We start from the raw sequence: 21,354 nt of genomic DNA, 5'->3' as shown, positions 1-21,354 counted from the left end.
CCCAGCCGGCAGGTGTATAGGGGCGGTGTCGAGCCCTACAGGCATACACCCGCTTTAACTACACGGCATTCGCCTGCTGCTGACGACGATACTGCCCCGGCGCGATGCCATGCGCCTTGCGGAAGCAGCGCGAAAAGTACGCCTCATCGGTAAACCCGCAGCGCTGGGCGATCACACCGATCATTTGCGCGCTGTTGAGCAACAAAGTGCGCGCCAATTGCATGCGGCGATCCAGCACCAGTTGCGAAAAGGGTTTGCCGGTTTCCTTGCGCAACAAATGGGTGAGGTAGTTGGGCGAGAGGAAGGCAGCGGCGGCAGCCTCCGTCAGGTTGAGGGTTGGCTCGTGCAGATGCTCGCGAATGTAGCCCTGCACCCGCGCCAGAGCGTCCTTGCGCCCGCGCCGGGTCGCGTTAGTGGCGGCAAATGCCTGCAGCGGTTCGGCGTACTGCTCACAGACCAGACCGATCAGTTGGAAGAGATAGCCTTTTAACCGCTCACGGGCGCCGAAGGTGCGCTGGGCGTCCAGGTCGCGCATGTGCGCGAGCCAGGTTTTGACTTCGTCGAAGGCCGCATCGTCGAGGATGAAATCCAGCTGCTCCTGAAAGCGAAACGGCGACAGCTCCGGCGCTTGGCCGATGGGAATGTCTTCCAGGTCCAGCGGGTCGCAGGTCAGCTGCGGCAGGAAAAACGCCTGACTGAAGTTGATCAGCATGAACTCGCCGTCTTCGGGGTGGGGAATTACATGCAGGCGATGGGGTAGGATAAACGCCAGCGCCTTGTGCGGAAACGGCCGCACCGCGCCGCCGATATGCTGAACGGTGTCGCCGCCCAGGTTGATCTGGATCTGGAAGTATTCATGCCGATGCGGGCTGGTCAGCGCCGCCCGCCCGCGCTTGTCGCGGATATAAAAGTCGGGGCGGTCGCTGCGTTGTTCCATGCCATAGGTGGTGACGCGGGTGCCTGGCATAACGAAATCTCGGGTGGCCTGGGCCCCACTGTAGCCTCAACCCTCGCCGAGGGTGAAGCTCAGCTCGCCAACGCCGTCGATGCCGGCAGTAACCACATCGCCCGGCTGCAGCGCGCCCACGCCGGCAGGAGTGCCGGTAAAGATCAGGTCGCCGGCCTTGAGTGCGACGGATTGCGAGGCATAGCTGATCACTTCACTGACCGACCAGATCAAGTCGGCCAGGTCGCCAACCTGGCGCTGTTCGCCATTGACCTTCAGCCAGATTTTGCCGGTAGATGGGTGCCCCACCGCACTCACGGGTTGCAACGCGGTGCTGGGCGCCGACTCATCAAAGGCTTTGGCCCATTCCCACGGACGCGCGAGCTTTTTCGCCTGGGCCTGCAGGTCGCGGCGGGTCAGGTCGATGCCGACGCCGTAACCCCAGATGTGGGAAAAGGCATCCTCGGGAGTGATGTTTACCCCGCCTTTTGCGATGGCCACCACCAGCTCCACTTCATGGTGAAGATCAGCGGTCAGCGGCGGATAGGCAATCACGCCCTCGGCCGGCACCACCGCGTCAGCCGGTTTCATGAAGAAGAACGGCGGCTCGCGATCCGGATCATGCCCCATCTCGCGGGCATGTTCGCTGTAGTTGCGGCCCACACAGAACACGCGGCGCAGCGGAAAACGCGCCGCGCTGCCGTGAATGGCCAGGGATGGGGTGGGTTCAGGGGTAATTACATAATCAGTCATGGCCTGCGCCTCTTGGTTTGCCTGGCGCCAGTATGACGAGGCGTGCCAGGGCAAAGTTGGACAGGCTGACGCAGATTTTGCACTGGCCGGTGCAGGTTAACCGGTTATTTGCGCGCGACCTTATAGCGCAGGCAATCCTGGTAAAAGCTCTGGCGAATCGCCTCGGGCTTGAGCCGGGAACGGCTGTCGTAAGTCTGCTCGGTGATGCCCATGGCCATCATGCGCATCCACGATTTGTTGAACTTGATCGTCTGGATCTTTTGCCGCGCGGCGTACAGCGACACGCCCGACAGCTTGAGTTCCTGAGCCCTGGCCGCCGTGCCGGCGCCCCAGCTGCACATGTACTTGTCACCCTCGCGCAGCTCCCGTGCCTGCACGGCAGCCGCGCCGCCCGCCAATGAGCAGGCGATCAGCATGATTCCAACAGTGCGCATGTGCTTCCTCACCTAACCACCTGAAAATAAAAGTGATTCTGGCGAGAATTTTGTTACAAAGGGGCCATTAAATTGCCTTATCTGCCTTTCACCATTGATAGGTCGCACTCGCCTGCACCGTGCGCTGCGAGCCATACCAGCACCACGAATAGGAATAGCAGGACGCCACGTATTCCTTGTTCGCCAGGTTAGTTGCGTTCAGCGCCAGGCGCAGGTTGCCCTTGGGGTTGGCGATGTTCGGGATGTCGTAGTGCACCGCCGCATCGACCAAGGTGTAGCCCGGCACTTTCAGGGTATTGGCGGTATCGCCCCAGGACGAACCGACATAGCGCGCCCCCGCGCCAACGCCAAAGCCCTTGAGTTGACCGTCGTGGAAGGTGTAGTCGGCCCACGCCGAGGCGGTGTGACGCGGTACACCGTAGGTGGTGGTGCCCTCAACCGGAATCGCCGGGCCTATGCCTTTATCCGTGAGCGGCGCGTACTGCACGGTGCTGTTGGACTTGCTCGCGCGGTTATCCAGGTAGGCGTAGGCCGCGGTGATGTCCAGGTTATCGTTAAGGCTGGCCTTACCTTCCAGCTCGAAACCACGCGACTGTTGTTCGCCATCCTGGATGCTGCAGCGGCCGTTGCCACACAGATGGCTCGGGTCCGGGTCCAGGGTCGGCACGTTGCTCTGGCGCAGGTCGAAAATCGCCGCGGTAATAAAGCTGTTGCTGCCCGGCGGCTGGTACTTGATGCCGATTTCATACTGCTTGCCTTCGGTCGGTTTGAACACCGAACCGCCGTAACCGGTGCCCGATTGCGGGTTGAACGACTCCGCATAGCTGGCGTACGGCGCCAGGCCATTATCGAACAGATAGACCACACCGACGCGGCCGGTAAACGCCTTGCTGTCCAGCGACGACTTGCTCTTGGCGCCGGTCTGGAGGGTTTTGGTGGTGCTGTCGGTGCTGGCCCAGTCATAACGACCGCCGAGCAACAGCACCCATTTATCCCACTTCATTTGCTCCTGCAGGTACGCCCCGGTCTGCTCGCTGCGCGAGGTGGCGTCGGTGGCGAATGCCGGCGTGACCACGGGCGCGCCGTAGACCGGGTCGAAGATGTCCAGGTCCGGCCCCTTGCCGTAACCGGCCTTGGTGTCGGTGCTGGTGTTCTGGTAGTCGAGGCCCATCAACAGCGTGTGCTGCAGCGGCCCGGTGCCGAATTTGGCCTGCACCTGGTTGTCGAGGGTGTAGGCATCCATGTCGACGTCAGTGGCGATGGTCGAGCGGTTGGAAGTGCGGTAATCGGCCTGCAGGTTGCTGTTGTAAATACTGCGGTAGATGCCTTCGGCGCGCAGGTAACGCGCGTTCTGGCGCACGGTCCAGACATCGTTGAAGTGATGCTCGAAGGCGTAGCCGACGGAGTAGTACTCGCGGTCGCTCTTCTCGAAGTTCTTTTCGCCGTCGTAGAAATCCACGTCGATCTTGCGCCCGGTGGGGCTGCGCAACACCGAGCCCCAAGCGGGAATAGAACCGTAGGACGCACCTTTGGGGTCCTTCTGGAAATGCCCGAGCAGGGTCAGCGAGGTGTCCTCGTCCGGGCGCCAGGTGAAGGCGCTGGACAGCGACTGGCGACGGGTTTCGGTGTGTTCGACTTGGCCATCGGCATCATCGAACAACCCCGCCACCCGGTAGGAATACACGCCCTGCTCGTCCATCGGTCCACTGAGGTCGAAGGTGGTGCGCTTCTTATTGAACGTGCCGTACTCGACGCCGACTTCATGAAACGGCGTGTCCAACGGACGCTTGGTGACCATGTTGATCACCCCACTCGGCGTGCCCTGCCCGTACAGCACCGACGCCGGGCCGCGCAGCACCTCGACGCGCTCCAGGTCAAAGGCATCTTTTTGCGGCAAGGCGTCACGGCTCGACGGCATGCGCAAGCCATCGAGGTAGGTGGCCGGGGCGAAGCCGCGGATGGTCAACTGGTCGAGGCGCGACGCCGTGGCGCCACGGGTTTCCGGGACCACGGCGGCGCTGTAGCGCAAGATCTGGTTAAGGCTTTCGGCGTTCTGCGCGCGCATCTGGTCCTTGGTGACCACGGAGATCGACTGCGGGGTTTCGATCAGCGCGGTGTCGGTCTTGGTGCCCGACAGGCTGCGAGTGGCCACATAACCGATCACCGGCCCAGTGGGGCTTTCACTCTGGTAGGCACCGCTGATGGTGGTGGCCTGTAGCTCCATGGCGCCGCCGTTCTCCGGGATGGCTTCCAGGCGGTAGCGTTCGGCGGAGATCTTCAGCGCCTGCAAGCCGCTGCCGGCGAGCAGTTGGGTGAGTGCCACGTCGGTGTCGTATTGCCCACTCAAGCCGTTGCTGTGCTTGCCGCGCGTCAAGCTTGCATCGAATGCCAGTACCAGGCCCGCCTGCTCGGCCAGGCTATTGAGCGCTTGGCTCAGGTCGCCGGCGGGAATCGAGAAACGGCGCGACGCGCTGCTGCTTTCATCAGCGAAGGAAGACTGGATCGTCAGCAACGGCACGGCGGCGAAGGCAAACGCCACTGACAGGGCCAGTGGATGCAAGGGACGAGCAAGGCGCGACATGGGAAATCCTGCGTAATAGAGGTTCTATTAACCATGACGGCCATGTCCGGAAATCGGGCAAGGATGAGAGTGGTTTTTATTTGCTGAGGTTTTACGCAATGAGCTTGATCGCTTTTTTGTGTAGGCCTTCAGGCTAGTTCTTGGCGGTTTTTACCCGCTTAAAGTCGTCCCTTTCTGATTTTCTCAGCCGTTCATCCAGGCGCTTTTTCCTGCGGCATGCTCCGACGCCTTGCCCTTTTGCCGAGACGTCACGGATGACCCACGCCGCCCACATTGCCTTTATCGAACATGAGCTCAATGGCTTCCATCAGAGCTTGGCGGAGTATCGCCAGCAGATGGGCGCCTGGTATGCGCGGGCGCTGGATTCGGTCAGCCATGCAGCGGACATGCCGTCGTTGCTGGGGATGGACAGGGTATTGCGGGTGGGGGATTCGCAACGTTCCTTCAGCATTTCCGATGCGGATTTTTCCACCGTTGCGCGCTGCTCGGCGGGTGGCGAGCTGAAGATCGAGAGCAAGTTCGAATCGGTGTACGACGTGCCGATCGGCAAAATCCCGGTTGAGGTTATCCGCCTGGAGGACGGCAGTTCCACGCAGATCATGCTGGATGAACATGGCAAAGGCTCCCACACCTGCGTGGCTGGCGGGCGCTATCAGGTGCGGGTACAAGGCGGTGTCTCCACGCAGCAGGTAGACGCGTTGTTTGCCTCCTACGCCGGGCTGACCGCAGACCTGGAGCAATGGCTGCGCGAGCAATGGAACGGCTTCAAACCGTCTTGGCAACAATCGACAGCCAGCGCGATTGGCAGCGGCGTTCTGGCGGGCAGTTGGGCGGCGATCCGGGACGTGTGGGACAGCATCAAGCTGGTGCAGGCGATTCTTGCAGACCCCATGAAGTTCGGCGAGCAACTGGGTGCCGAGGCCGCCAAGTTGGCGCAGTTGGCCACCGATGCGCCGCAAGTCATGGAAAAGGCCATGTTGCTGGTCAGTGATGAGGCGGCGCTGTACCTGATGGTGCGCACGACGATGCTGTGGTTGGACGCGTTGCCACCGGGCGAGACGGCCGAGGCGGCGGCGGGGTTTGCGGTGTCGCTGCTGATCGACCTGGTGATTGGCGCCGTGTTGATGATCGCGCTGCCAGCGGCGGGTGTGGCGTATCTGAGCTTGCGGTTGGTCAAGTATGGCGCGCGGATACTGAATGCGGCGGTGGGCTTTGTGCGTGGCCTGCTCGGGATTCTGAGCAAGTTCATGCAGGCGGTGGATCGCTACAAGGCGGTGGCGGTTCGCGGGGTTGTCGGTGGGCTGAAGCAAGGCACGATGCAGATGCGCTGGCGCGCGCGGCAGAACGCGGTGCTGAAGCAGAAAGAGCATGTGGATGATGTGCCGGCCTCTGCGAAGAACCCGCAGGGCGATGCGGCGGCGCCTGCGGACAAAACCGTCACCAATGGCTGTCCGGTGTCGATGGTCACCGGCGAAGAATTGCTGACCCTCACTGATGGCGCTCTAGACGGGATTTTGCCGTTTGAGTGGACGCGGTTGTATCGCACCAGTGCGGTGGAAGTGGATTGCGGGTTGGGGTTTGGCTGGAGTCATGCGCTGGCGCAAAGGCTGGTGGTGACGGGTGATTCGGTGGTTTGGACGGATCATGAGAATCGGTCGACTGCCCTGCCCTTGCCTACCGCCGCTCGATCGGCAATCACCAACAGCTTGGCCGAAGCGGCGATCTATTTGGGTGCCCTGCCCGATGAGTTGGTGCTGGCTCAGGCATCACGCTTTTATCACTTTCGCGATGGTGTACTGACGGCGATCAGTGATGCGTATGACAACCGGCTGCTGATTTCTCGTGATCGCGTGGGGCGCATTGAGCGGCTGGATAACGGCGCGGGTCGGTCGCTTTTTTTGCGCTATGAACTCGGTCGCATTGTGGCGGTGGACTATCAGGTTCATCGCGCCAAAGGGCATGAGCCGTATGTGTGGGTGACGGAGCAAAACGTCGTTTCCTACGCCTATGACGACGCTGGGCGACTGGTTTCCGCGACCAATGCTGTAGGTGAAAGTGAGGTTTATCGGTACGACGATCAGCACGTCATTCTTGAGCGGCAACTGGCCGGTGGGGCGAGTTTCTTTTGGGCGTGGGAACGGGCTGGCAAGGCCGCGCGCTGTGTTCGGCATTGGGCCAGTTTTTCGCAGATGGACACGCGCTATGCCTGGGATGATAACGGCAGGGTTACGGTTCACAACGTCGATGGCAGCCAGGAAGTGTATGTCCACGACCAGCGCGCGCGGCTGGTGCAGCGGATTGATCCGGACGGTGCGGAGCATTTCAAATCCTACGACGACAAGGGTCGGCTGACGGTTGAGCAAGACCCGCTGGGGGCGGTGACGGCGTATCAGTATGACGACGCCGGACGTTTGGTGGCGATGTTTCCTGGGGAGGATGAGCCGACTTCCTACGAGCATGACAACAGGTTCGTACGGGTTGTACGGCGGGGCGAGGCGGTTTGGAAGTATGAGCGTAACGAACAAGGCGACGTTACGCGTCAGACAGATCCTGACGGCCACATTACGGACTACACCTACGACAAACATGGGCAACTGATTGGGGTTTGGTATCCGGATAACGGGTGTCATCGGCTGGTTTGGAATGAGCGTGGGCAGCTCGTTGAGGAACAGCTGCCGAATGGCGGGGTTAAGCGTTATCGCTATGACGATCTAGGGCGGCAGGTTGCGCGCGAGGATGAGCATGGCGCGCTGACGCAGTATCAATGGGACGCCGCAGGGCGCTTGTTGAAACTCACCAAGCCCGATGGAGCGACGCGAGAATTCAGCTACAACCCCTACGGAAAAATCACCTCCGAACGTGACGAATTGGGGCATGTCACCCGCTACGAATATGCCGACGGTTTGCACCTGGTCAGCCGCCGCCTCAATGCCGATGGCACCCAGGTTAAATACCGCTACGACAACGCCCGGCTGCTGCTGACCGAGATAGAAAACGAGGTTGGCGAGACCTACCGGCTTGATTACCACCCCAACGGGCTGATCCAGCAGGAAATTGGTTTTGACGGTCAACGCACGGCCTATGCCTACGATCTCAACGGCAACCTGCTGGAAAAGACCGAGCACGGCGACGATGGCAGTCAGTTAGTCACCCGCTACGAGCGAGACTTTTCCGGCCGCCTCGTACGAAAAACCCTTCCAGACGGTAGAGTGGTCGATTACGCCTACGACCGCCAAGGCAACCTCCTCAGCGTCGACGACGGTCACTGGGCGCTAGCCTACGAGTACGACAGCCAAAACCGCCTCATCGCCGACCACCAAGGCTGGGGCACCTTACGCTACGGCTACGACGCCTGCGGCCAGTTGAAAAACCTGCGCCTGCCGGACAACAACCGCGTCACCTTCAACCACGACAAAAGCGGCCACCTCGCCACCGTCGAGCTGAACGGCAAAACCCTCACCTCTCACCTGTTCAACAACGGAAAAGAACGCCAGCGCCAACAAGGCCAACTGCTCAGCCATTACGACTACGACGACCAAAACCGTCTACACGCCCACGCGGTGAGTCAAGAGGAACACAAGCTCTACCGCCGCCACTACGACTACGACAAATCCGGCAACCTGACCCGCCTGCTAGATACGCGCAAAGGCGATCACCACTACCACTACGACCCCCTCGCCCGTCTGACCCGGGCCGATCACTCGCAAGACGTGCAAGAGCGCTTTGGCCACGACCCGGCGGGCAACCTGCTGATGCAGGACCGCCCCGGTCCGGACATCGTGGCGGGGAATCGGTTGGTGATGCAGGGCGATCATCATTACGACTATGACGCGTTCGGCAATCTGATCCGACAAAGGCGCGGTAAGGGTCAGCAACTCGTTACCGAGTACCGCTACGACTGCCAGCATCGGTTGATTGGTATCACTCAACCCAATGGCCAAACCGCGAGCTACTGCTACGACCCGTTTGGTCGGCGCATCAGCAAAACCGTCGACGACCTAACCACGGAGTTTTTCTGGCAAGGCGACAAGCTGGTTGCGGAACATTACGCGGATCGTCATCGCAGTTACCTCTACGAGCCGGACAGCTTTCGGCCGTTAGCATTGCTGGAAGGCTTCGGCCCAAAAGATACCCAGCCTTACCACTACCAACTTGACCACCTCGGCACCCCGCAGGAACTCACCGCCCCCGACGGAGAAATCGTCTGGTCCGCGCACTACCGCGCCTATGGCCAGATCAGCCGCCTAGACATCAACAAAATCGACAACCCGCTACGTTTCCAGGGTCAATACTTCGACCCGGAAAGCGGACTGCACTACAACCGCCATCGCTACTACAATCCAGATATTGGTCGCTACCTGACACCAGACCCGGTGAAGCTGGCGGGTGGGATCAACACATACCAGTACGTGCCCAATCCTATAGGGTGGGTAGATCCGCTAGGCTTAAACACCTGTCCCGGCGCCAATGTATGTAAACCCGAACATAAAGCCGAGAGCCCAACACGGAACGCAAAAGCTTCCGATGGCGAGCCAACGTTACCATTTAACACATCAAACCAAGAAAAAACCGTAAGAGTACGACACTATACGAGCAGGGCTGGCTCAAAAGGCATTGAAAAAGAGGGAGCAATATTGGCTCAAGACAGCAATAGAGTTTATCTTGAATCCGCAAAAAGCAAAGTACTAAACCCGACAGAAGCGCAGGACAAATATCACATCAAAAAAAATAAAGGTCGAGATTACATTGAAACGGATGTAGAGGAATCACGATTGGAGTTGATAAAAAACCCCAGATATAACTCTACTGAGCTAACCGTAAAAGGAAACTTGACGTTAAAAAACCCAAAATTCACAAGGAGAAAGTAATGTTAGAAAACAATGAAAAAATAGTACTTCCCGGAAAAGAAGCACTTGACGCCCTTAAAGAAATCGAGTTTATATTGATATCCTTACACAAAATGGGCAGTTATTATGCTGAAAAGCCTGGCGCTCTAGAAGAGTATCGAAAAGCAACCACTGACTTCATCGACGATTGCGCCGTTACACAGCGCTTGGCAAAGGTCCGCAGGATCGTATCTATGCCCTTTGACGACTCTCTCGGTGATGACGAGATGGATGACATGGAAAGATATTTCTCCGATTTAAAATTCTGGGAGCCCAGTCAACCGATGAATCGAACAAGCCCTAGTACAGAAAAGATTACTATCTCAAAGGGAATCATTGAACAAGTCACTTGCAAAAGAAATGAATTACTAGTTTTTTTTACGGACCAACAAGATCAATCACTGCTGATCACTTTTCATAACCCGGCCGCCTTTAAAAGTATAAATGCGATCACCTCTCAATGTGAGATATACGAGGAAAAGGATTCTAACCTTTCGCAAGAGGTAGCACGCATCGCTCCAGACAAATCAGGTAAAAATTATTGCTTCAAGGACAGCAGCAGCGGCGAAGTTATCTTTTCAGTGATAGCGGGTAGCTACAGCATTGAGAGGATATGAGATTGACTGAACACCTGTTTCGGATATATGGCCGACTTGGTAGCCAGCGACCCGGTAACGGATGGATGAGACGCTGTATCAGCCGGGGAGCACAGACAGTGGATAAATACTCTAAAACTGGAGGAGCCCTTATTTGAGTAAAAGCGTAGATTAATTTGCTGATAGTGATCCAATCGTGGCTACGACAGACGAAGACAAAAAGTCAGGAAACATCTCGAGAATATTAAGGTCGCAGAAGACCTCAACGGAGGCGACGTCAAAATCTACGACCTTTCATTACTGGGTACAAGACGTTATTTAAGCCTAGATGGCGTGGTTCCTAGTAACAAGACCTTCCCGACTGGAAAGCAAATGGGGTAGGAACCAAAGCGAATACAATGAAGTCACCCACTTCAATAAGACACCCAGAAAATGAAAATAATTTGCGTGCCACTCACGACAGAAGCAATGAAATTGCTGGACATAAACGACTGCCCGGTCGCTCTACTTGAGACTGTCTCGCTTACTGAAAAAGAACACCAACAATTTTTAAATTCTGGTGCATTAGAAAGCATAAATTATGCGACAGGGAAGATAATCGATGAGTATGAGGACGAAATCATAACCACTCCTGAAGAACTAGAAACAACCTTGCAAATATTGAAAGCCCACTTAAAACCTGAAAACTCAAAAACATTAACCAAATTAATCCAATTAAACGAATTAGCAATCAATAAAAGCACAGGGTTATTTTTCTTTTTTTAACCGTTCAATCTTAAACCCATCGCTAGTTTCATTCAGGACAATACAATCACAGGAAAACAATGCTAGTGCAAAATAAAAAAATAGCACTTAATGAAAAGGAAGCACTTGACACCCTTAAAGAGATCGAGTCCATACTGATATTTCTACACAAAATGGGCAGCTATTATGCTTATAATCCTGGCGCCGTGGAAGAGTATCTATCCTAGGCAACGAGTGTGATTTTTTGTTCGGCTTAGACACTCAGATTACGTCAACCAGAGCCGATAGACTGGATAGACAATACGATGAAAACCAAGCCATTAGAAAATTTTATAACTGAGTATTTGGCACAGGTAAAAAAAGTAACAAAGCTAATTGAGCGCTGATTCGGAGCCAGACATATTCTGAGCCTTTGGCGCTCCACCACCACACATAGATCCTGCGCGCATGACTGTTGACCGCACGTCCGTCACACTCATGCAAACACCCAAAAATAACTTCGAAAAAGTATGGCGCATGCTAAGTTATCTTAGAGAGATTTCCACCACGGAAGATTTCAAAGTAATACTTTTCGACAAAATGTCTCTCTCCTTCAGATTTTATGACCCGGAAACGCGTGGAGCCGCGCAACTTATCTGCCTCTCTAAGCACGCAGAACTATTAAACGAAATTATTGCCACGATGAAAATAACAGAAATTCAACAAGGCGATGTATACACCTACATCCATCGCGAACAAAAACGCTATGATTGTCAATAGCACAACCGGCTAGAGTCGAACTAAGTAGAAGCAAAATGAAAATTCGAATTATCGATACATTTTCTGAGCTAGGCGTATTGCACGTGAGCTTCCAATCACCCGTCGGAAGTGGCACTGCCCTATGGAGCGACTCTGTGCCAAAAGCCGGTGAGATCGTTGATATGGAGTTCGATTTGGATGAGGTTTTTTCGTGGGGGAAAAATATGACGCACTCCTCTGAAAAAACACCGAAAATCAGTGCGATAGCCAACGTCACTTATATTACGGCTGAACTATCCCAAGGCGCAGATGAAAAATGCGCCGTATTAAAAATCAGCGACTCAATAATCCTCATCGAACTTGACGGACCGATCCCCAAGAATCCGGATTTGTTGAGGTAAGAGCAGCCAGGATTCACCTCTACCCAACAAACATTTAACCCCCACCTCACCCCCACGCCACCACCAACAACCCCACCCCCAACACCAAACACAACGGCGAATAAAAATACGTATCCAGCCGCGCAAACCTCGACCCACCTACCTTCTTGAAAAACCCCACCAACTCCGAATCGCCTATCGCCCTGGCAAACATCACCACGGCAATCGCACTGATCCCCCACTGCAGCGCGCCATGGGACACCGGTGAGAAATACAAACCGGCCCGCAGGCACACGAGTAGCGCAATCGCCACCAACCCCAGCGCGACCAGGAATGTGCCCAGCGCAGAGGGTTTGAACGCTGGTCGGGGCCCGTGGGCGAATTCGCCGGGCAGTTGGGGATGGCGGCAAGGCTGCCGAGTTTGCCGCCGGCGGCCCAGTACAAGTGCACCATGCTGATGCAGGTAAAAACCCCGACGATCCATCGCGCGATGACAAAGCTCATGGCGGGCGCTCCCTGAAATGTGGGAATGAGGATAGTCGCCCTGAGATTTTTTGTAGGCATTTCGTCGGCGGCTGATGGTAAAGTGCCGCCCCATGAAAATCGCCCGTGCCGACCGCTCGCTCATTGCCTGGATGCTCTATTGCTGCGTCCTGTTCAATGTGTTCGCGTGCAGTATTGGGCATGGGCAGATGCTGGGGATGCAGCTCAACGGCATCGGTGGTCAGTTCTGTACGGTGGACCCGCGTACCCAGGCGCCCAAGTCGACCAACTCTACGGATGAGAGCCTGCCGACGCTGTCGAAGGCGTTTGGTTGCCCGCTGTGTTCGACCGGCGGTATGGGCCCGGCACTGAGTTCCAGCCTGAATGTGGCGGTGTTGCCACAACCCCATGCGCCACCACCGGCGGTGGTGCTTGCCGCTGACATCCCTGCCCGCTTTACCTGGCCTGCGGCCAACCCGCGCGCGCCTCCCGCTTTCGCCTGATCCCTTCGCTTTCTGATTTGCACTGGCCACCGTCCCCATCGGGAATACGCGCGGCTGTGCGTTGTTTTCAAGCCAAGTTTTTCAGGATTCAACCATGAAACATTTACCCCTGTTGGCGGGCCTGTTCGGCTGCCTGCCTGTCTGTGGCTGGGCGCTCGAGTTGGCGCCTACCACCATTGATGGTGAGCAAGCCGCCGAGCCCGGCCTGGCGCTCGACCAATCCAGCGGCATGGCGTCGCGGCTGGGCTTGAGCGTGCGCGAAACCCCGGCGTCGGTGGCCATTGCCACCCGCAACGACATTGAGCGCCATGGCGCCAAGACCTTCCGCGATGCGGCCAACACCTTGCCCGGCGTCAACGCCAGCGCGCCGCCGGGGTTTGGCGGGTTTGTGTCCTACCGTGGATTCACCAGCAGCCAGATCACCCAGATGTTCAACGCCATCAACGTCGCCACCGGCTTGGCCCGGCCGGTGGATGCGTGGATCTATGACCGCGTCGAACTGGTTGGCGGCCCCTCCTCCTTGATCAATGGTGCCGGCTCCGTGGGCGGTTCGCTGAACTATGTGACCAAGCTGGCGACCCGCGAGGAGCAAGCGGCAGAAGGCCAGCTCACCTACGGCAGCTACGACACCGCCGGCATGGCCTTTGGCGTCAACCATGCGCTGACGGAACCGGGTGCCGAGGTGCAGCATTACGCGCGTCTGGACGTGAGCCGCAACACCAACCACAGCTATATCGACCGCGACCAGCGGGATGCCTGGAGTGTGGCGTTTTCCCTGCTCAGCGACCTGACGCCCAACCTGTCCCATACCTTGGCGCTGGAATATCAGGATGAACATGAGGACAGCCCGTACTGGGGCACGCCGGTGCTCAACCCCAAGGCGGGTGAGTTGAAAATCGACCGGCACAACCGGTTCAACAACTACAACGTTGCCGATGGTCGTTACGAGCAGCGCACGATCTGGGCGCGTTCGATCATTGATTATCGGATCAACGACAGCACCACGCTGAAGAACACGCTCTATCACTTGGACAGCCAGCGCGACTACCGCAACCTGGAGACCTACCAATACAACGCCGACAACAGCGCAGTGAACCGTTCGACGGCCTACCAGGTACGTCATCAGGGCGAACAGAACGGCAACCAGTTCGAACTGCGCCACGACGATACGTTCTTCGGCTTGTCGACCACCTGGTCCGGCGGCTTCGAGTACAAGGTCAACAGCACCACCAACAACCCACTGAACGTGCCGGGTAACAGTAGCGTGGACCCGAACCACTACAACCCAGGGCACTTCTACGACATACCGGGCACTCGGCCGGGCTTCGTCATGGACAAAACCAATGCGGTCACCACCCAGGCACTGTTCGCCGAAAACCGTCTGGGTCTCACCGACAAACTCTCGCTGCTGACCGGCTTGCGCTACGACGCTATCGACCTGGACGTTACCAACCACAGAACGGTGACAGCCACCAACCCACGTCACTTCAAGCGCAACTGGGAGCCGGTGACCGGTCGCGTGGGCCTGACTTACCAGTTCATCCCGTCGGCCAATGTGTATGTGCAATACAGCACCGCGGCCGAGCAGCCGTCGACCACCACGCAAGTGTTCGACGTGTCGACCGGCAAACAGTGGGAAGTGGGCAGCAAGTTCGATTACCTGGACGGTCGCGGCTCGGCCACCGTCGCGGCCTACAAGATCGAACGCAAGGATTTCGCCGTCACCGACCCGCTGGACCCGAACAACAGCATTCCAGTGGGCGCGCAGTCCTCCAAGGGCCTTGAGTTGGCCAGCTCATTGCGCATCACGCCAAAGCTGCTGGCCGAGGGCAATTTCGCCTGGATGGATGCCGAATACGATGATTTCAACGAAAAAATCGCCAGCGGCGCGGTGGTCTCACGCAAGGGCAACACGCCCACCAACGTACCCAAGCGAGTAGGCAATCTATGGCTGACTTATGACTTCACACAGGATTGGCAGGGGGGCGTGGATGCGCGGTATGTCGCGCAGGTGTATGCGGACAATGCCAATACCCTGACGGTACCGGCCTACACGCTGTTCGGGACTTTCCTGCGCTACAAGGTGGACTCACACACCTCGTTAACCGGCCGGGTGCGCAACCTGACGAATGAGGTGTATGCGGAGTTTGCACATGTGTCGCCGGCGTATTACCTAGGGTCGCCAAGGACCTTCGAGGTGGCCGTTCAAACCAAGTTCTAAGCCTGAAATACAATCAAAAATGTGGGAGCTGGCTTGCCTGCGATAGCATCACCTCGGTCTACCTGATAAACCGAGGTGCCTGCATCGCGGGCAAGCCCGGCTCCCACACAAGCCCACATTTGAATCTGCATCGAATAGAAAGATTGTCGGCTTACTTCAGACTCGCCTCAACTTTCTGCGCCACGTCCTCAGTCAACCACGCCTTCCACACTTCAGGGTGCTCCTTGAGAAACGCCTGGGCCACTTCGCGTGGCGCCGTATGGTTCTCGCTCATGGTCGCCAAGGCCTTGTTCAGCGGCTCGATGGGAAACTGAACCTTGGTAAAAAAATCGGCAATTTGCGGGTTCGCCTGCTGGAACGGCGTCGATACACCAATGCTCAACTTGGACGCCAACGACCGGGTCGGCCTCGGGTTGGGGTTATCCGCATCGGTCAGTGTCTTCCACGCATCGGCGTCAAACGGTGGCTCTTCCAGCTGGATCAGCTTGTAACGCCCCATCAACGGCGTCGGCGACCAGTAATAGAACAACACCGGCTTGCCTCGACGGATTGATGAGGCGATTTCCGCATCCAGGGCCGCGCCCGAGCCACTGCGGAAGTTTACATAGCTGTCGTCGAGGCCGTAGGCCTTGAGCTTTTGTTTGTTGACCACTTCTGAGGTCCAGCCGATGGGGCTGTTGAGAAAGCGCCCCTTACCTGGCGATTCCGGGTCTTTGAACACATCCTTGTAACGCGCCAGGTCTGTGACGCTTTTGAGGTCCGGCGCCAGAGGCTTGAGGCCCTTGGCAGGGTCGCCCTTGACCACATACTCCGGCACCCACCAGCCTTCAGTGGCGCCCTTGACCGTATCGCCCAGGCCTACCACTTTGCCTTCGGCCTCAGCCTTGATCCACACCGGGCTGCGGCCGGCCCACTCTTCACCAATCACCTGGATGTCGTTTTTCGCCAGCGCGGTTTCCAGGGTGATGGTGGTACCGGGCAAAGTATCGGTGGGCAGGTCGTAGCCCTTCTCAACAATAAAGCGCAGCACCTCGGTGATCAGGCTGCCACTTTCCCAGTTCAGGTCGGCAAAATGCACCGGAGCTTGGGCGGCCGATACCGGCAGTGAAGCCACCGACAGGCTCAAAGCCGTCAGGGACGCTGCCAACAGGGTTCTCAATCCTTTCATGCCTTGTGCACCTCGCGTTTTCGCAGCCATAGCGGACGGCTTTGCTGCCAATGCGCGAAGCCTCTGATTAGTTAAGTCAACTCAACTGTAGTAGAGGTTCCGGGAGAGCAGAAATACACGCGAGGTTTAACGACTATTCACTGGCCTTGAAGGTCACCAGTTCACCCTTGCGCCACTTGGCGGCCTTGCCGGTTACGGCTTTGAGCGTTTTGGTGAGGTTTTCCTGCAGCTGCTCGTGAGCGGCAAACACCAGCATTACGCTGTGGCCTTCCTTGAACACGATGCCCTGGCCTTCGGGCGAAGAAACAAAGGCGTAATCGCCCAAGCCATACACCGTCAACTTGATATCGCGGAACTTCAATTCGAATTTGCCGCCTTCACGGCTCGGCAGCACCGCCGCGCGAAAATGGTCGCCGACCTTGAGCTCCAGGCGCGGCTTGTCATCCACCACCATCGCCGCTTCGGTGTCGATTTCGGCAATGTAGATGCCTTCCGGCGTCTGTTCGGTGATGTAAACAAAACGGGATTGAAACTGCTTGACCAACTTTGCGCGCAAATCACCCAGCACGAATAACGCGTGCATATCCAGATTACTGACTGCCAAGGAAACGCCCCCACATCGAAAAAGCACCGACCGCCGCAGCGGACAGCACAAAAAAACGGCCGTAACGGCTCGATCACACATTCATTAAAAAACTGAAGAGAACCCGCTGCTGCGCTGTAAGACTAGTACACAGATGCGCGATGGACCTTGTGCAAGTCATCAGGCGCCACAGGAAATCACAGGTTCAAGGACCTGAGAATACAGGCCCGTCAGCTTCAGAGAATAACCCAATTAAAAACGCAGTTTCCGACAGCATACACATCACAAAATACCTGGCCATGGAACCAGGCCAACGCTGTGGACGACAATACTAAAACAGCAACGCGGGTCAAAACCACCTGAAAACGCTGCGGGCAAGTCAACAAGATCGACCGACAGGAGCCGGCCATGCAAACACGTCAACTCAATGCTACGTCTTCCCGCACTCGTTCATCATGTCCAGACGAGCGTCAATACTACTGCCTGGACAGCCCCGACGGGTACTCCAATTCCGTTCTTTACCAAGTTGTACCGGCGGGCCGCAATTTCTTTCATATTCTGGAAGTGACCAGCGGCAGGATCAGAGGCTTTCGCAGCAACCACATCCGGGCCTGCGAATTGGCTAAAAAGCTTGAAGCCAACCCGCTGACCTTTCACCCAGGCATCGTTTCGTCATCTGGATGAGTTTACTGCGCCGCCGCCCCTCAACAACTGCCATACTGGCCCGTCCATTGAAGTTTGCCCCTATCGGGTCAGGTTTTATCAGTGCAGTTACCTTGAAGGGAAGGCTATACGTGACGGAATTTGATATTGGCGAATTTTTCATCCATGGCGATGCGAGGGAAGTTGACGGTGAGTTTCAAGCGGTGATCATCATGCGGGCCAAACCACCGCTGACCACGGTCACAACACACCAGGTAGAAAAAGATCGTTGGTTCAAAACTGTCGATGCCGCTGCAACAGCGGCAAAAGATGCCGCCAAGGCACTTAAATCCGCCGTGGATTCAGGTGCACTCAATTCCTGACAATCCGATAGAACTCTGCCGCCTCCTGCGCCTCACATGCACAACGACCATCACCTTGTATGGAGAACACTATGGACGCGCCAATCCCTACTCTCGAAACACTGTTTGAACAACTGGGCCTGGATTCAACCCCGGAGGCAATCGACGCATTCATCGATGCGCACCCGCTGGCTGAAGACGTGAAGCTGATCGATGCGCCTTTCTGGACACCGCAACAAGCGGCGTTTCTGAAAGAAGAACTGCGTGAGGACGCCGAATGGGCTATCCCCGTGGACGAACTGAACCAGCGCCTGCATCAACCTCACTAACCCAGCTTCAATGCAGGCTGTCGGATTGCTCCAGGCGCAATAACGCCTCCCAGGCAGCCTTGCACTCCTGCGCTTCGTCGCGACTGGCGAATGCCGTGCCGCGTTGCTCGCCATTGAGCAGCACGACCCAGCAGGCTTTCTGACCCAGCGAGCGCAGGGTTTCGGGAACACCACTGCCGATCATCACGGCGACATCGACTTTGTTTTGCATGGAGCTTCTCCGCCACATTAGTTAGCTACCTAACAATGTCGGCCATGCTACGGTTTTCTTCCCGTTGGAAAAAGCTATCTCCGGAATAGCTCCGTTGCATAAACAGCAACAATCGCTAGCGTGCCGGCTTCGCCGCCTGCGGTTTATAGCCCAGACGCAAGCCGCCCCAATGCCGCCCGTTAACCATGATCGGCACCGACAAGTCGTGCATCAACTCGCCGGTATCGCGCGTATAGGTCTGCAACAACACTGCCTGTTGATGGCTGCCACAGCGGATGCCGGTACGGTCTTCGAACTTGCGCTTGGTGCGGTTCTGCACCGCATCGACGTGCGCGTCGCCGGTGAGCGCCTGGGAAAAAGCCTTGTTGTGTGTCGGTACATAACCCTGAGGCGTGCAGGCAATGGCGAATACCAATCCCTCATGGCGCGGCAGCAGCGCTTCCTGGATCGCCGGCAAAACCTCATCGGTGTAACGGTCAAAACGCGTGTGGTATTTGCTCGGACTGGTATTCGGGATCGGCGTGTAACTGCGGTCAAACAAGTCCTGCAGGCTGATGCGGTTTTGCAATACATCGGCTTCGAACTGCTCGGCGATGCGGTGTGCGCCCTCGCGGGCCAAATCATAGATGCGCTGGTGATAGTCATCCAGGCCGACTTCGGCCAAGCGCTCGCTGATGGTTTCGGCTTGCCCTTCCATTTGCACGGCGGCGTCGGCCAGTTGGCGGGTTTGCTGGTCGCTCACGGTCAGATCGCTGCGCATCTGCTCCACCGCATGGAACAGGCTGTCGAGTTGCGCGCGGTTGGTATCGGTGCCCTGCGCAATTTCATTCACCTGCCCTTCCACATCCGCCGCCAGGCTGGCGATGCTCTCCAGCTGTTCGCCGGCGTGCTCCACCTGTTCAACGCCCGTGTGCAGGTCCGCCGACAGCTGGCGAATCTGCTCCACGACCTGCGCCGTGCGTTGCTGGATGTCAGCGACCATCACCCCAACCTCATCGGTCGCCGTGGCAGTACGCCCGGCCAGGCCGCGCACTTCATCGGCAACTACGGCGAAACCGCGCCCGTGCTCACCGGCCCGCGCCGCTTCAATGGCCGCGTTCAAAGCAAGCAGGTTGGTCTGGCTGGCGATTGATTGGATCACCAGCGTGACGCGCTGGATTTCTTCACTGCGCACGCTCAAGGCTTCAATCAACTCGCGACTGGCGTCGGCACGCTGGCTGAGCTGGCGCATGCGGGTGATTGACTCGACCAGCACTTCACGGCCCTGCGTACTGTGCTGATGCGCCTGGCTGGCCGCGCCCAAGGCTTGACGGCTGAGTTGGGAGGTGACCTGCTCAGTGCCGATCATGACTTCGGCGCTGCTGACGATTTGCCTGGCTGCGCTTAATTGCGATTGCAACCGGGCCGCCAATTGCTTGACCGAATAGGCCACGCCGGCAGCGGACAGCGCGTTATGGCTGGTGGTGTAGGAAAGATCGCGAGTCAGCTCGCCCATCGTATCGGCGACGGGGACAGGCGCCACGCGGTGCGTTCGACTTTTAAGGGTGGGCAGCCATATCACCAGCAAGGCCAGCGGCAGGCACAGGTACAGCGGCAAGCCAGCAAACGCCAGGCCCAGCAGAACCAGCACCAGGGCGGTGCTCTGCAAGAGCGGCGTGAGCCAGCCGGGCAGCGCGCGTACCCGCGCGTGCACGGGCACTGCTGCGCCCATCAGAGATCCGTCTCCAGCCATCGTCGTTACCCCACTGCTTGTCGTTATTGTTTCTGCATTAAACGCCACTATCGGGCCATTATCCATGGGCCGTTAGTGGGAGGCTTGCAGCAGATCAATAGACAGGGGCGTAACCGGTATTTCTCTTGAGCGCCGCATCAGCAGCGCCCAACTTCAGCACATCAGGCTTGACGCTGGTGCTTGTCGATCTGCTCGTGGCGCTCTTGCGCTTCGATGCAGTACTTGGTGGTCGGGCTGATCAGCAGGCGCTTGAGGCCGATAGGCTCGCCGCTGTCGTCGCACCAGCCAAAGGAATCTTCCTTGATGCGTTCCAGTGCACGCTCAAGCTGCGGCAGCATGCGCTGGTCGCGATCGATGGCATTGACCAGCCAGGTGCGTTCTTCTTCAACGGACGCCGCGTCAGCCGGGTCAGCCGGGGTGTCCAGGCTTTCGATGGCGATACGGTTCTGTTCAATGCGCTCGTGGTGTTCCACTTTCATGTCTTGCAGCAGCTGCTCGAAAAAAGCGTGCTGTTCGGCATTCATGTAGTCATCCGCCGGCATGGCCAGCAACTTTTCCTTTGTCATTGATTTCTCTATAAAAAATACGTGCATTAAGGCGAATAAGGGAGCGTTCCGGCAGACCTCTGCAGGCCTCGGAAAGGCGCCGTCCATTTCAAGCGCCACCCGGCACTCAATTTACGAGGGGCGGCAGTCTAAGGCCGACTTGAGGGCTCAGCAACTGAAAAGACAGGCATTTTTTCCCAATTAACCCCCAAAGGCACCAGGACGGGCTTGGCGAATGGTCATCGGAGTGCGTTTATAGCAAGAAATTCAGTGTTGTGGAGCTATATAGAAGACAAACGGTTGAATAAGGCCACCAGGCCTATGCGCAAGGGCGATTCAACAGATCTCAGCACGCGGTGGCGGCAGTTACATACCTCCCGTCGAAAATTCGCCCCGGTATAGATAGAGGCTCCGAAGTTTCCCTACCGAACAGGACCTCTCATGCCCGCAATCCCCTCCGCCCATCGCGCGCTCCCCGCACAAGCCGTCAGCGCACAATTTGCTTCACGCCCGACGC

Annotated in this window: 19 protein-coding genes and 1 pseudogene; 10 read left to right on the top strand and 10 right to left on the bottom strand. The window is 57.3% G+C overall.

Features of this window, described 5'->3' with window-relative positions; translation table 11 throughout:
* Positions 1-58 precede the first annotated feature (58 nt).
* The 4 genes from AB5I78_RS12600 to AB5I78_RS12585 all read right to left on the bottom strand — a co-directional run bounded on the left by AB5I78_RS12600 (position 59) and on the right by AB5I78_RS12585 (position 4,714).
* A complete protein-coding gene (locus tag AB5I78_RS12600) occupies positions 59-967 on the bottom strand; it encodes a helix-turn-helix transcriptional regulator (RefSeq protein WP_369303459.1) in 909 nt (302 codons plus the stop codon).
* Between the two features lie 36 nt (positions 968-1,003).
* A complete protein-coding gene (locus tag AB5I78_RS12595; protein WP_369303458.1) occupies positions 1,004-1,699 on the bottom strand; it encodes a fumarylacetoacetate hydrolase family protein in 696 nt (231 codons plus the stop codon).
* A gap of 104 nt (positions 1,700-1,803) precedes the next feature.
* Complete coding sequence (locus AB5I78_RS12590) at positions 1,804-2,133, bottom strand: hypothetical protein (protein WP_145164581.1); 330 nt, start codon at positions 2,131-2,133, stop codon at positions 1,804-1,806.
* 88 nt (positions 2,134-2,221) lie between these two features.
* On the bottom strand, positions 2,222-4,714 hold the full coding sequence (locus tag AB5I78_RS12585) for a TonB-dependent siderophore receptor (RefSeq protein WP_369303457.1): 2,493 nt from the start codon (positions 4,712-4,714) through the stop codon (positions 2,222-2,224).
* A 254-nt stretch (positions 4,715-4,968) separates the two neighbouring features.
* On the opposite strand from AB5I78_RS12585, the gene AB5I78_RS12580 reads away from it, so the two are divergent.
* The 5 genes from AB5I78_RS12580 to AB5I78_RS12560 all read left to right on the top strand — a co-directional run bounded on the left by AB5I78_RS12580 (position 4,969) and on the right by AB5I78_RS12560 (position 12,079).
* Entirely contained in the window at positions 4,969-9,582 is a 4,614-nt protein-coding gene (locus tag AB5I78_RS12580) for an RHS repeat-associated core domain-containing protein (protein ID WP_370004597.1), read from the top strand.
* Complete coding sequence (locus AB5I78_RS12575; RefSeq protein WP_369303269.1) at positions 9,582-10,217, top strand: hypothetical protein; 636 nt, start codon at positions 9,582-9,584, stop codon at positions 10,215-10,217. The genes AB5I78_RS12580 and AB5I78_RS12575 overlap by 1 nt, the downstream gene beginning before the upstream one ends.
* A 447-nt stretch (positions 10,218-10,664) precedes the next feature.
* Complete coding sequence (locus AB5I78_RS12570) at positions 10,665-10,961, top strand: hypothetical protein (protein WP_369303268.1); 297 nt, start codon at positions 10,665-10,667, stop codon at positions 10,959-10,961.
* 426 nt (positions 10,962-11,387) lie between these two features.
* Positions 11,388-11,699, top strand: a complete 312-nt coding sequence (locus AB5I78_RS12565; protein ID WP_369303267.1) for a hypothetical protein — start codon at positions 11,388-11,390, stop codon at positions 11,697-11,699.
* Positions 11,700-11,734: 35 nt separating this feature from the next.
* Entirely contained in the window at positions 11,735-12,079 is a 345-nt protein-coding gene (locus tag AB5I78_RS12560; RefSeq protein ID WP_370004595.1) for a hypothetical protein, read from the top strand.
* Between the two features lie 46 nt (positions 12,080-12,125).
* On the opposite strand, the pseudogene AB5I78_RS12555 reads toward AB5I78_RS12560, so the two are convergent.
* Positions 12,126-12,562, bottom strand: a pseudogene (locus AB5I78_RS12555) (DUF3995 domain-containing protein).
* Between the two features lie 92 nt (positions 12,563-12,654).
* On the opposite strand from AB5I78_RS12555, the gene AB5I78_RS12550 reads away from it, so the two are divergent.
* Positions 12,655-13,044: a DUF2946 domain-containing protein gene (locus AB5I78_RS12550; protein ID WP_369303265.1), complete on the top strand. Its 390-nt coding sequence runs from the start codon at positions 12,655-12,657 to the stop codon at positions 13,042-13,044.
* A 94-nt stretch (positions 13,045-13,138) separates the two neighbouring features.
* Positions 13,139-15,265: a TonB-dependent receptor gene (locus tag AB5I78_RS12545; RefSeq protein ID WP_369303264.1), complete on the top strand. Its 2,127-nt coding sequence runs from the start codon at positions 13,139-13,141 to the stop codon at positions 15,263-15,265.
* Between the two features lie 151 nt (positions 15,266-15,416).
* Here AB5I78_RS12545 and AB5I78_RS12540 read toward each other — a convergent pair whose 3' ends face one another.
* Positions 15,417-16,433 (bottom strand): ABC transporter substrate-binding protein, encoded by a 1,017-nt coding sequence (locus AB5I78_RS12540; RefSeq protein WP_369303263.1) that lies wholly within the window; start codon positions 16,431-16,433, stop codon positions 15,417-15,419.
* 133 nt (positions 16,434-16,566) lie between these two features.
* Positions 16,567-17,037 carry a hypothetical protein gene (locus tag AB5I78_RS12535; RefSeq protein ID WP_145164588.1) on the bottom strand — a complete coding sequence of 157 codons (471 nt, stop codon included), beginning with the start codon at positions 17,035-17,037 and terminating at the stop codon, positions 16,567-16,569.
* A 387-nt stretch (positions 17,038-17,424) separates the two neighbouring features.
* Here AB5I78_RS12535 and AB5I78_RS12530 point away from each other — a divergent pair, with 387 nt between their 5' ends.
* The 3 genes from AB5I78_RS12530 to AB5I78_RS12520 all read left to right on the top strand — a co-directional run bounded on the left by AB5I78_RS12530 (position 17,425) and on the right by AB5I78_RS12520 (position 18,349).
* A complete protein-coding gene (locus AB5I78_RS12530) occupies positions 17,425-17,700 on the top strand; it encodes a hypothetical protein (protein WP_145164590.1) in 276 nt (91 codons plus the stop codon).
* A gap of 110 nt (positions 17,701-17,810) precedes the next feature.
* Positions 17,811-18,041 (top strand): hypothetical protein, encoded by a 231-nt coding sequence (locus AB5I78_RS12525; RefSeq protein ID WP_119741687.1) that lies wholly within the window; start codon positions 17,811-17,813, stop codon positions 18,039-18,041.
* A gap of 71 nt (positions 18,042-18,112) precedes the next feature.
* Complete coding sequence (locus tag AB5I78_RS12520; RefSeq protein WP_106580278.1) at positions 18,113-18,349, top strand: DUF2789 domain-containing protein; 237 nt, start codon at positions 18,113-18,115, stop codon at positions 18,347-18,349.
* 7 nt (positions 18,350-18,356) lie between these two features.
* On the opposite strand, the gene AB5I78_RS12515 is transcribed toward AB5I78_RS12520, so the two are convergent.
* The 3 genes from AB5I78_RS12515 to AB5I78_RS12505 all read right to left on the bottom strand — a co-directional run bounded on the left by AB5I78_RS12515 (position 18,357) and on the right by AB5I78_RS12505 (position 20,858).
* On the bottom strand, positions 18,357-18,560 hold the full coding sequence (locus AB5I78_RS12515) for a hypothetical protein (protein ID WP_242197497.1): 204 nt from the start codon (positions 18,558-18,560) through the stop codon (positions 18,357-18,359).
* Positions 18,561-18,675: 115 nt separating this feature from the next.
* A complete protein-coding gene (locus AB5I78_RS12510) occupies positions 18,676-19,908 on the bottom strand; it encodes a methyl-accepting chemotaxis protein (protein WP_370004753.1) in 1,233 nt (410 codons plus the stop codon).
* A 545-nt stretch (positions 19,909-20,453) separates the two neighbouring features.
* Complete coding sequence (locus AB5I78_RS12505) at positions 20,454-20,858, bottom strand: TraR/DksA C4-type zinc finger protein (protein WP_010564800.1); 405 nt, start codon at positions 20,856-20,858, stop codon at positions 20,454-20,456.
* Between the last annotated feature and the right edge of the window lie 496 nt (positions 20,859-21,354).

Source organism: Pseudomonas sp. N2-3-1-14, assembly GCF_041228395.1.
Classification (GTDB): Bacteria; Pseudomonadota; Gammaproteobacteria; order Pseudomonadales; family Pseudomonadaceae; genus Aquipseudomonas.
The sequence above is the reverse complement of the archived record's forward strand: the minus strand, read 5'-3'. Positions and strand labels throughout refer to the sequence as shown.

What these genes read in the sequence shown, in the direction of transcription:
- AB5I78_RS12600 (WP_369303459.1), bottom strand. Translation starts at nt 967, where the DNA reads ATGCCAGGCACCCGCGTCACCACCTATGGCATGGAACAACGCAGCGAC.
- AB5I78_RS12550 (WP_369303265.1), top strand. Translation starts at nt 12,655, where the DNA reads ATGAAAATCGCCCGTGCCGACCGCTCGCTCATTGCCTGGATGCTCTAT.
- AB5I78_RS12590 (WP_145164581.1), bottom strand. Translation starts at nt 2,133, where the DNA reads ATGCGCACTGTTGGAATCATGCTGATCGCCTGCTCATTGGCGGGCGGC.
- AB5I78_RS12595 (WP_369303458.1), bottom strand. Translation starts at nt 1,699, where the DNA reads ATGACTGATTATGTAATTACCCCTGAACCCACCCCATCCCTGGCCATT.
- AB5I78_RS12570 (WP_369303268.1), top strand. Translation starts at nt 10,665, where the DNA reads ATGAAATTGCTGGACATAAACGACTGCCCGGTCGCTCTACTTGAGACT.
- AB5I78_RS12505 (WP_010564800.1), bottom strand. Translation starts at nt 20,858, where the DNA reads ATGACAAAGGAAAAGTTGCTGGCCATGCCGGCGGATGACTACATGAAT.
- AB5I78_RS12510 (WP_370004753.1), bottom strand. Translation starts at nt 19,908, where the DNA reads ATGATCGGCACTGAGCAGGTCACCTCCCAACTCAGCCGTCAAGCCTTG.
- AB5I78_RS12575 (WP_369303269.1), top strand. Translation starts at nt 9,582, where the DNA reads ATGTTAGAAAACAATGAAAAAATAGTACTTCCCGGAAAAGAAGCACTT.
- AB5I78_RS12540 (WP_369303263.1), bottom strand. Translation starts at nt 16,433, where the DNA reads ATGAAAGGATTGAGAACCCTGTTGGCAGCGTCCCTGACGGCTTTGAGC.
- AB5I78_RS12560 (WP_370004595.1), top strand. Translation starts at nt 11,735, where the DNA reads ATGAAAATTCGAATTATCGATACATTTTCTGAGCTAGGCGTATTGCAC.
- AB5I78_RS12515 (WP_242197497.1), bottom strand. Translation starts at nt 18,560, where the DNA reads ATGCAAAACAAAGTCGATGTCGCCGTGATGATCGGCAGTGGTGTTCCC.
- AB5I78_RS12580 (WP_370004597.1), top strand. Translation starts at nt 4,969, where the DNA reads ATGACCCACGCCGCCCACATTGCCTTTATCGAACATGAGCTCAATGGC.
- AB5I78_RS12545 (WP_369303264.1), top strand. Translation starts at nt 13,139, where the DNA reads ATGAAACATTTACCCCTGTTGGCGGGCCTGTTCGGCTGCCTGCCTGTC.
- AB5I78_RS12565 (WP_369303267.1), top strand. Translation starts at nt 11,388, where the DNA reads ATGACTGTTGACCGCACGTCCGTCACACTCATGCAAACACCCAAAAAT.
- AB5I78_RS12530 (WP_145164590.1), top strand. Translation starts at nt 17,425, where the DNA reads ATGCAAACACGTCAACTCAATGCTACGTCTTCCCGCACTCGTTCATCA.
- AB5I78_RS12520 (WP_106580278.1), top strand. Translation starts at nt 18,113, where the DNA reads ATGGACGCGCCAATCCCTACTCTCGAAACACTGTTTGAACAACTGGGC.
- AB5I78_RS12585 (WP_369303457.1), bottom strand. Translation starts at nt 4,714, where the DNA reads ATGTCGCGCCTTGCTCGTCCCTTGCATCCACTGGCCCTGTCAGTGGCG.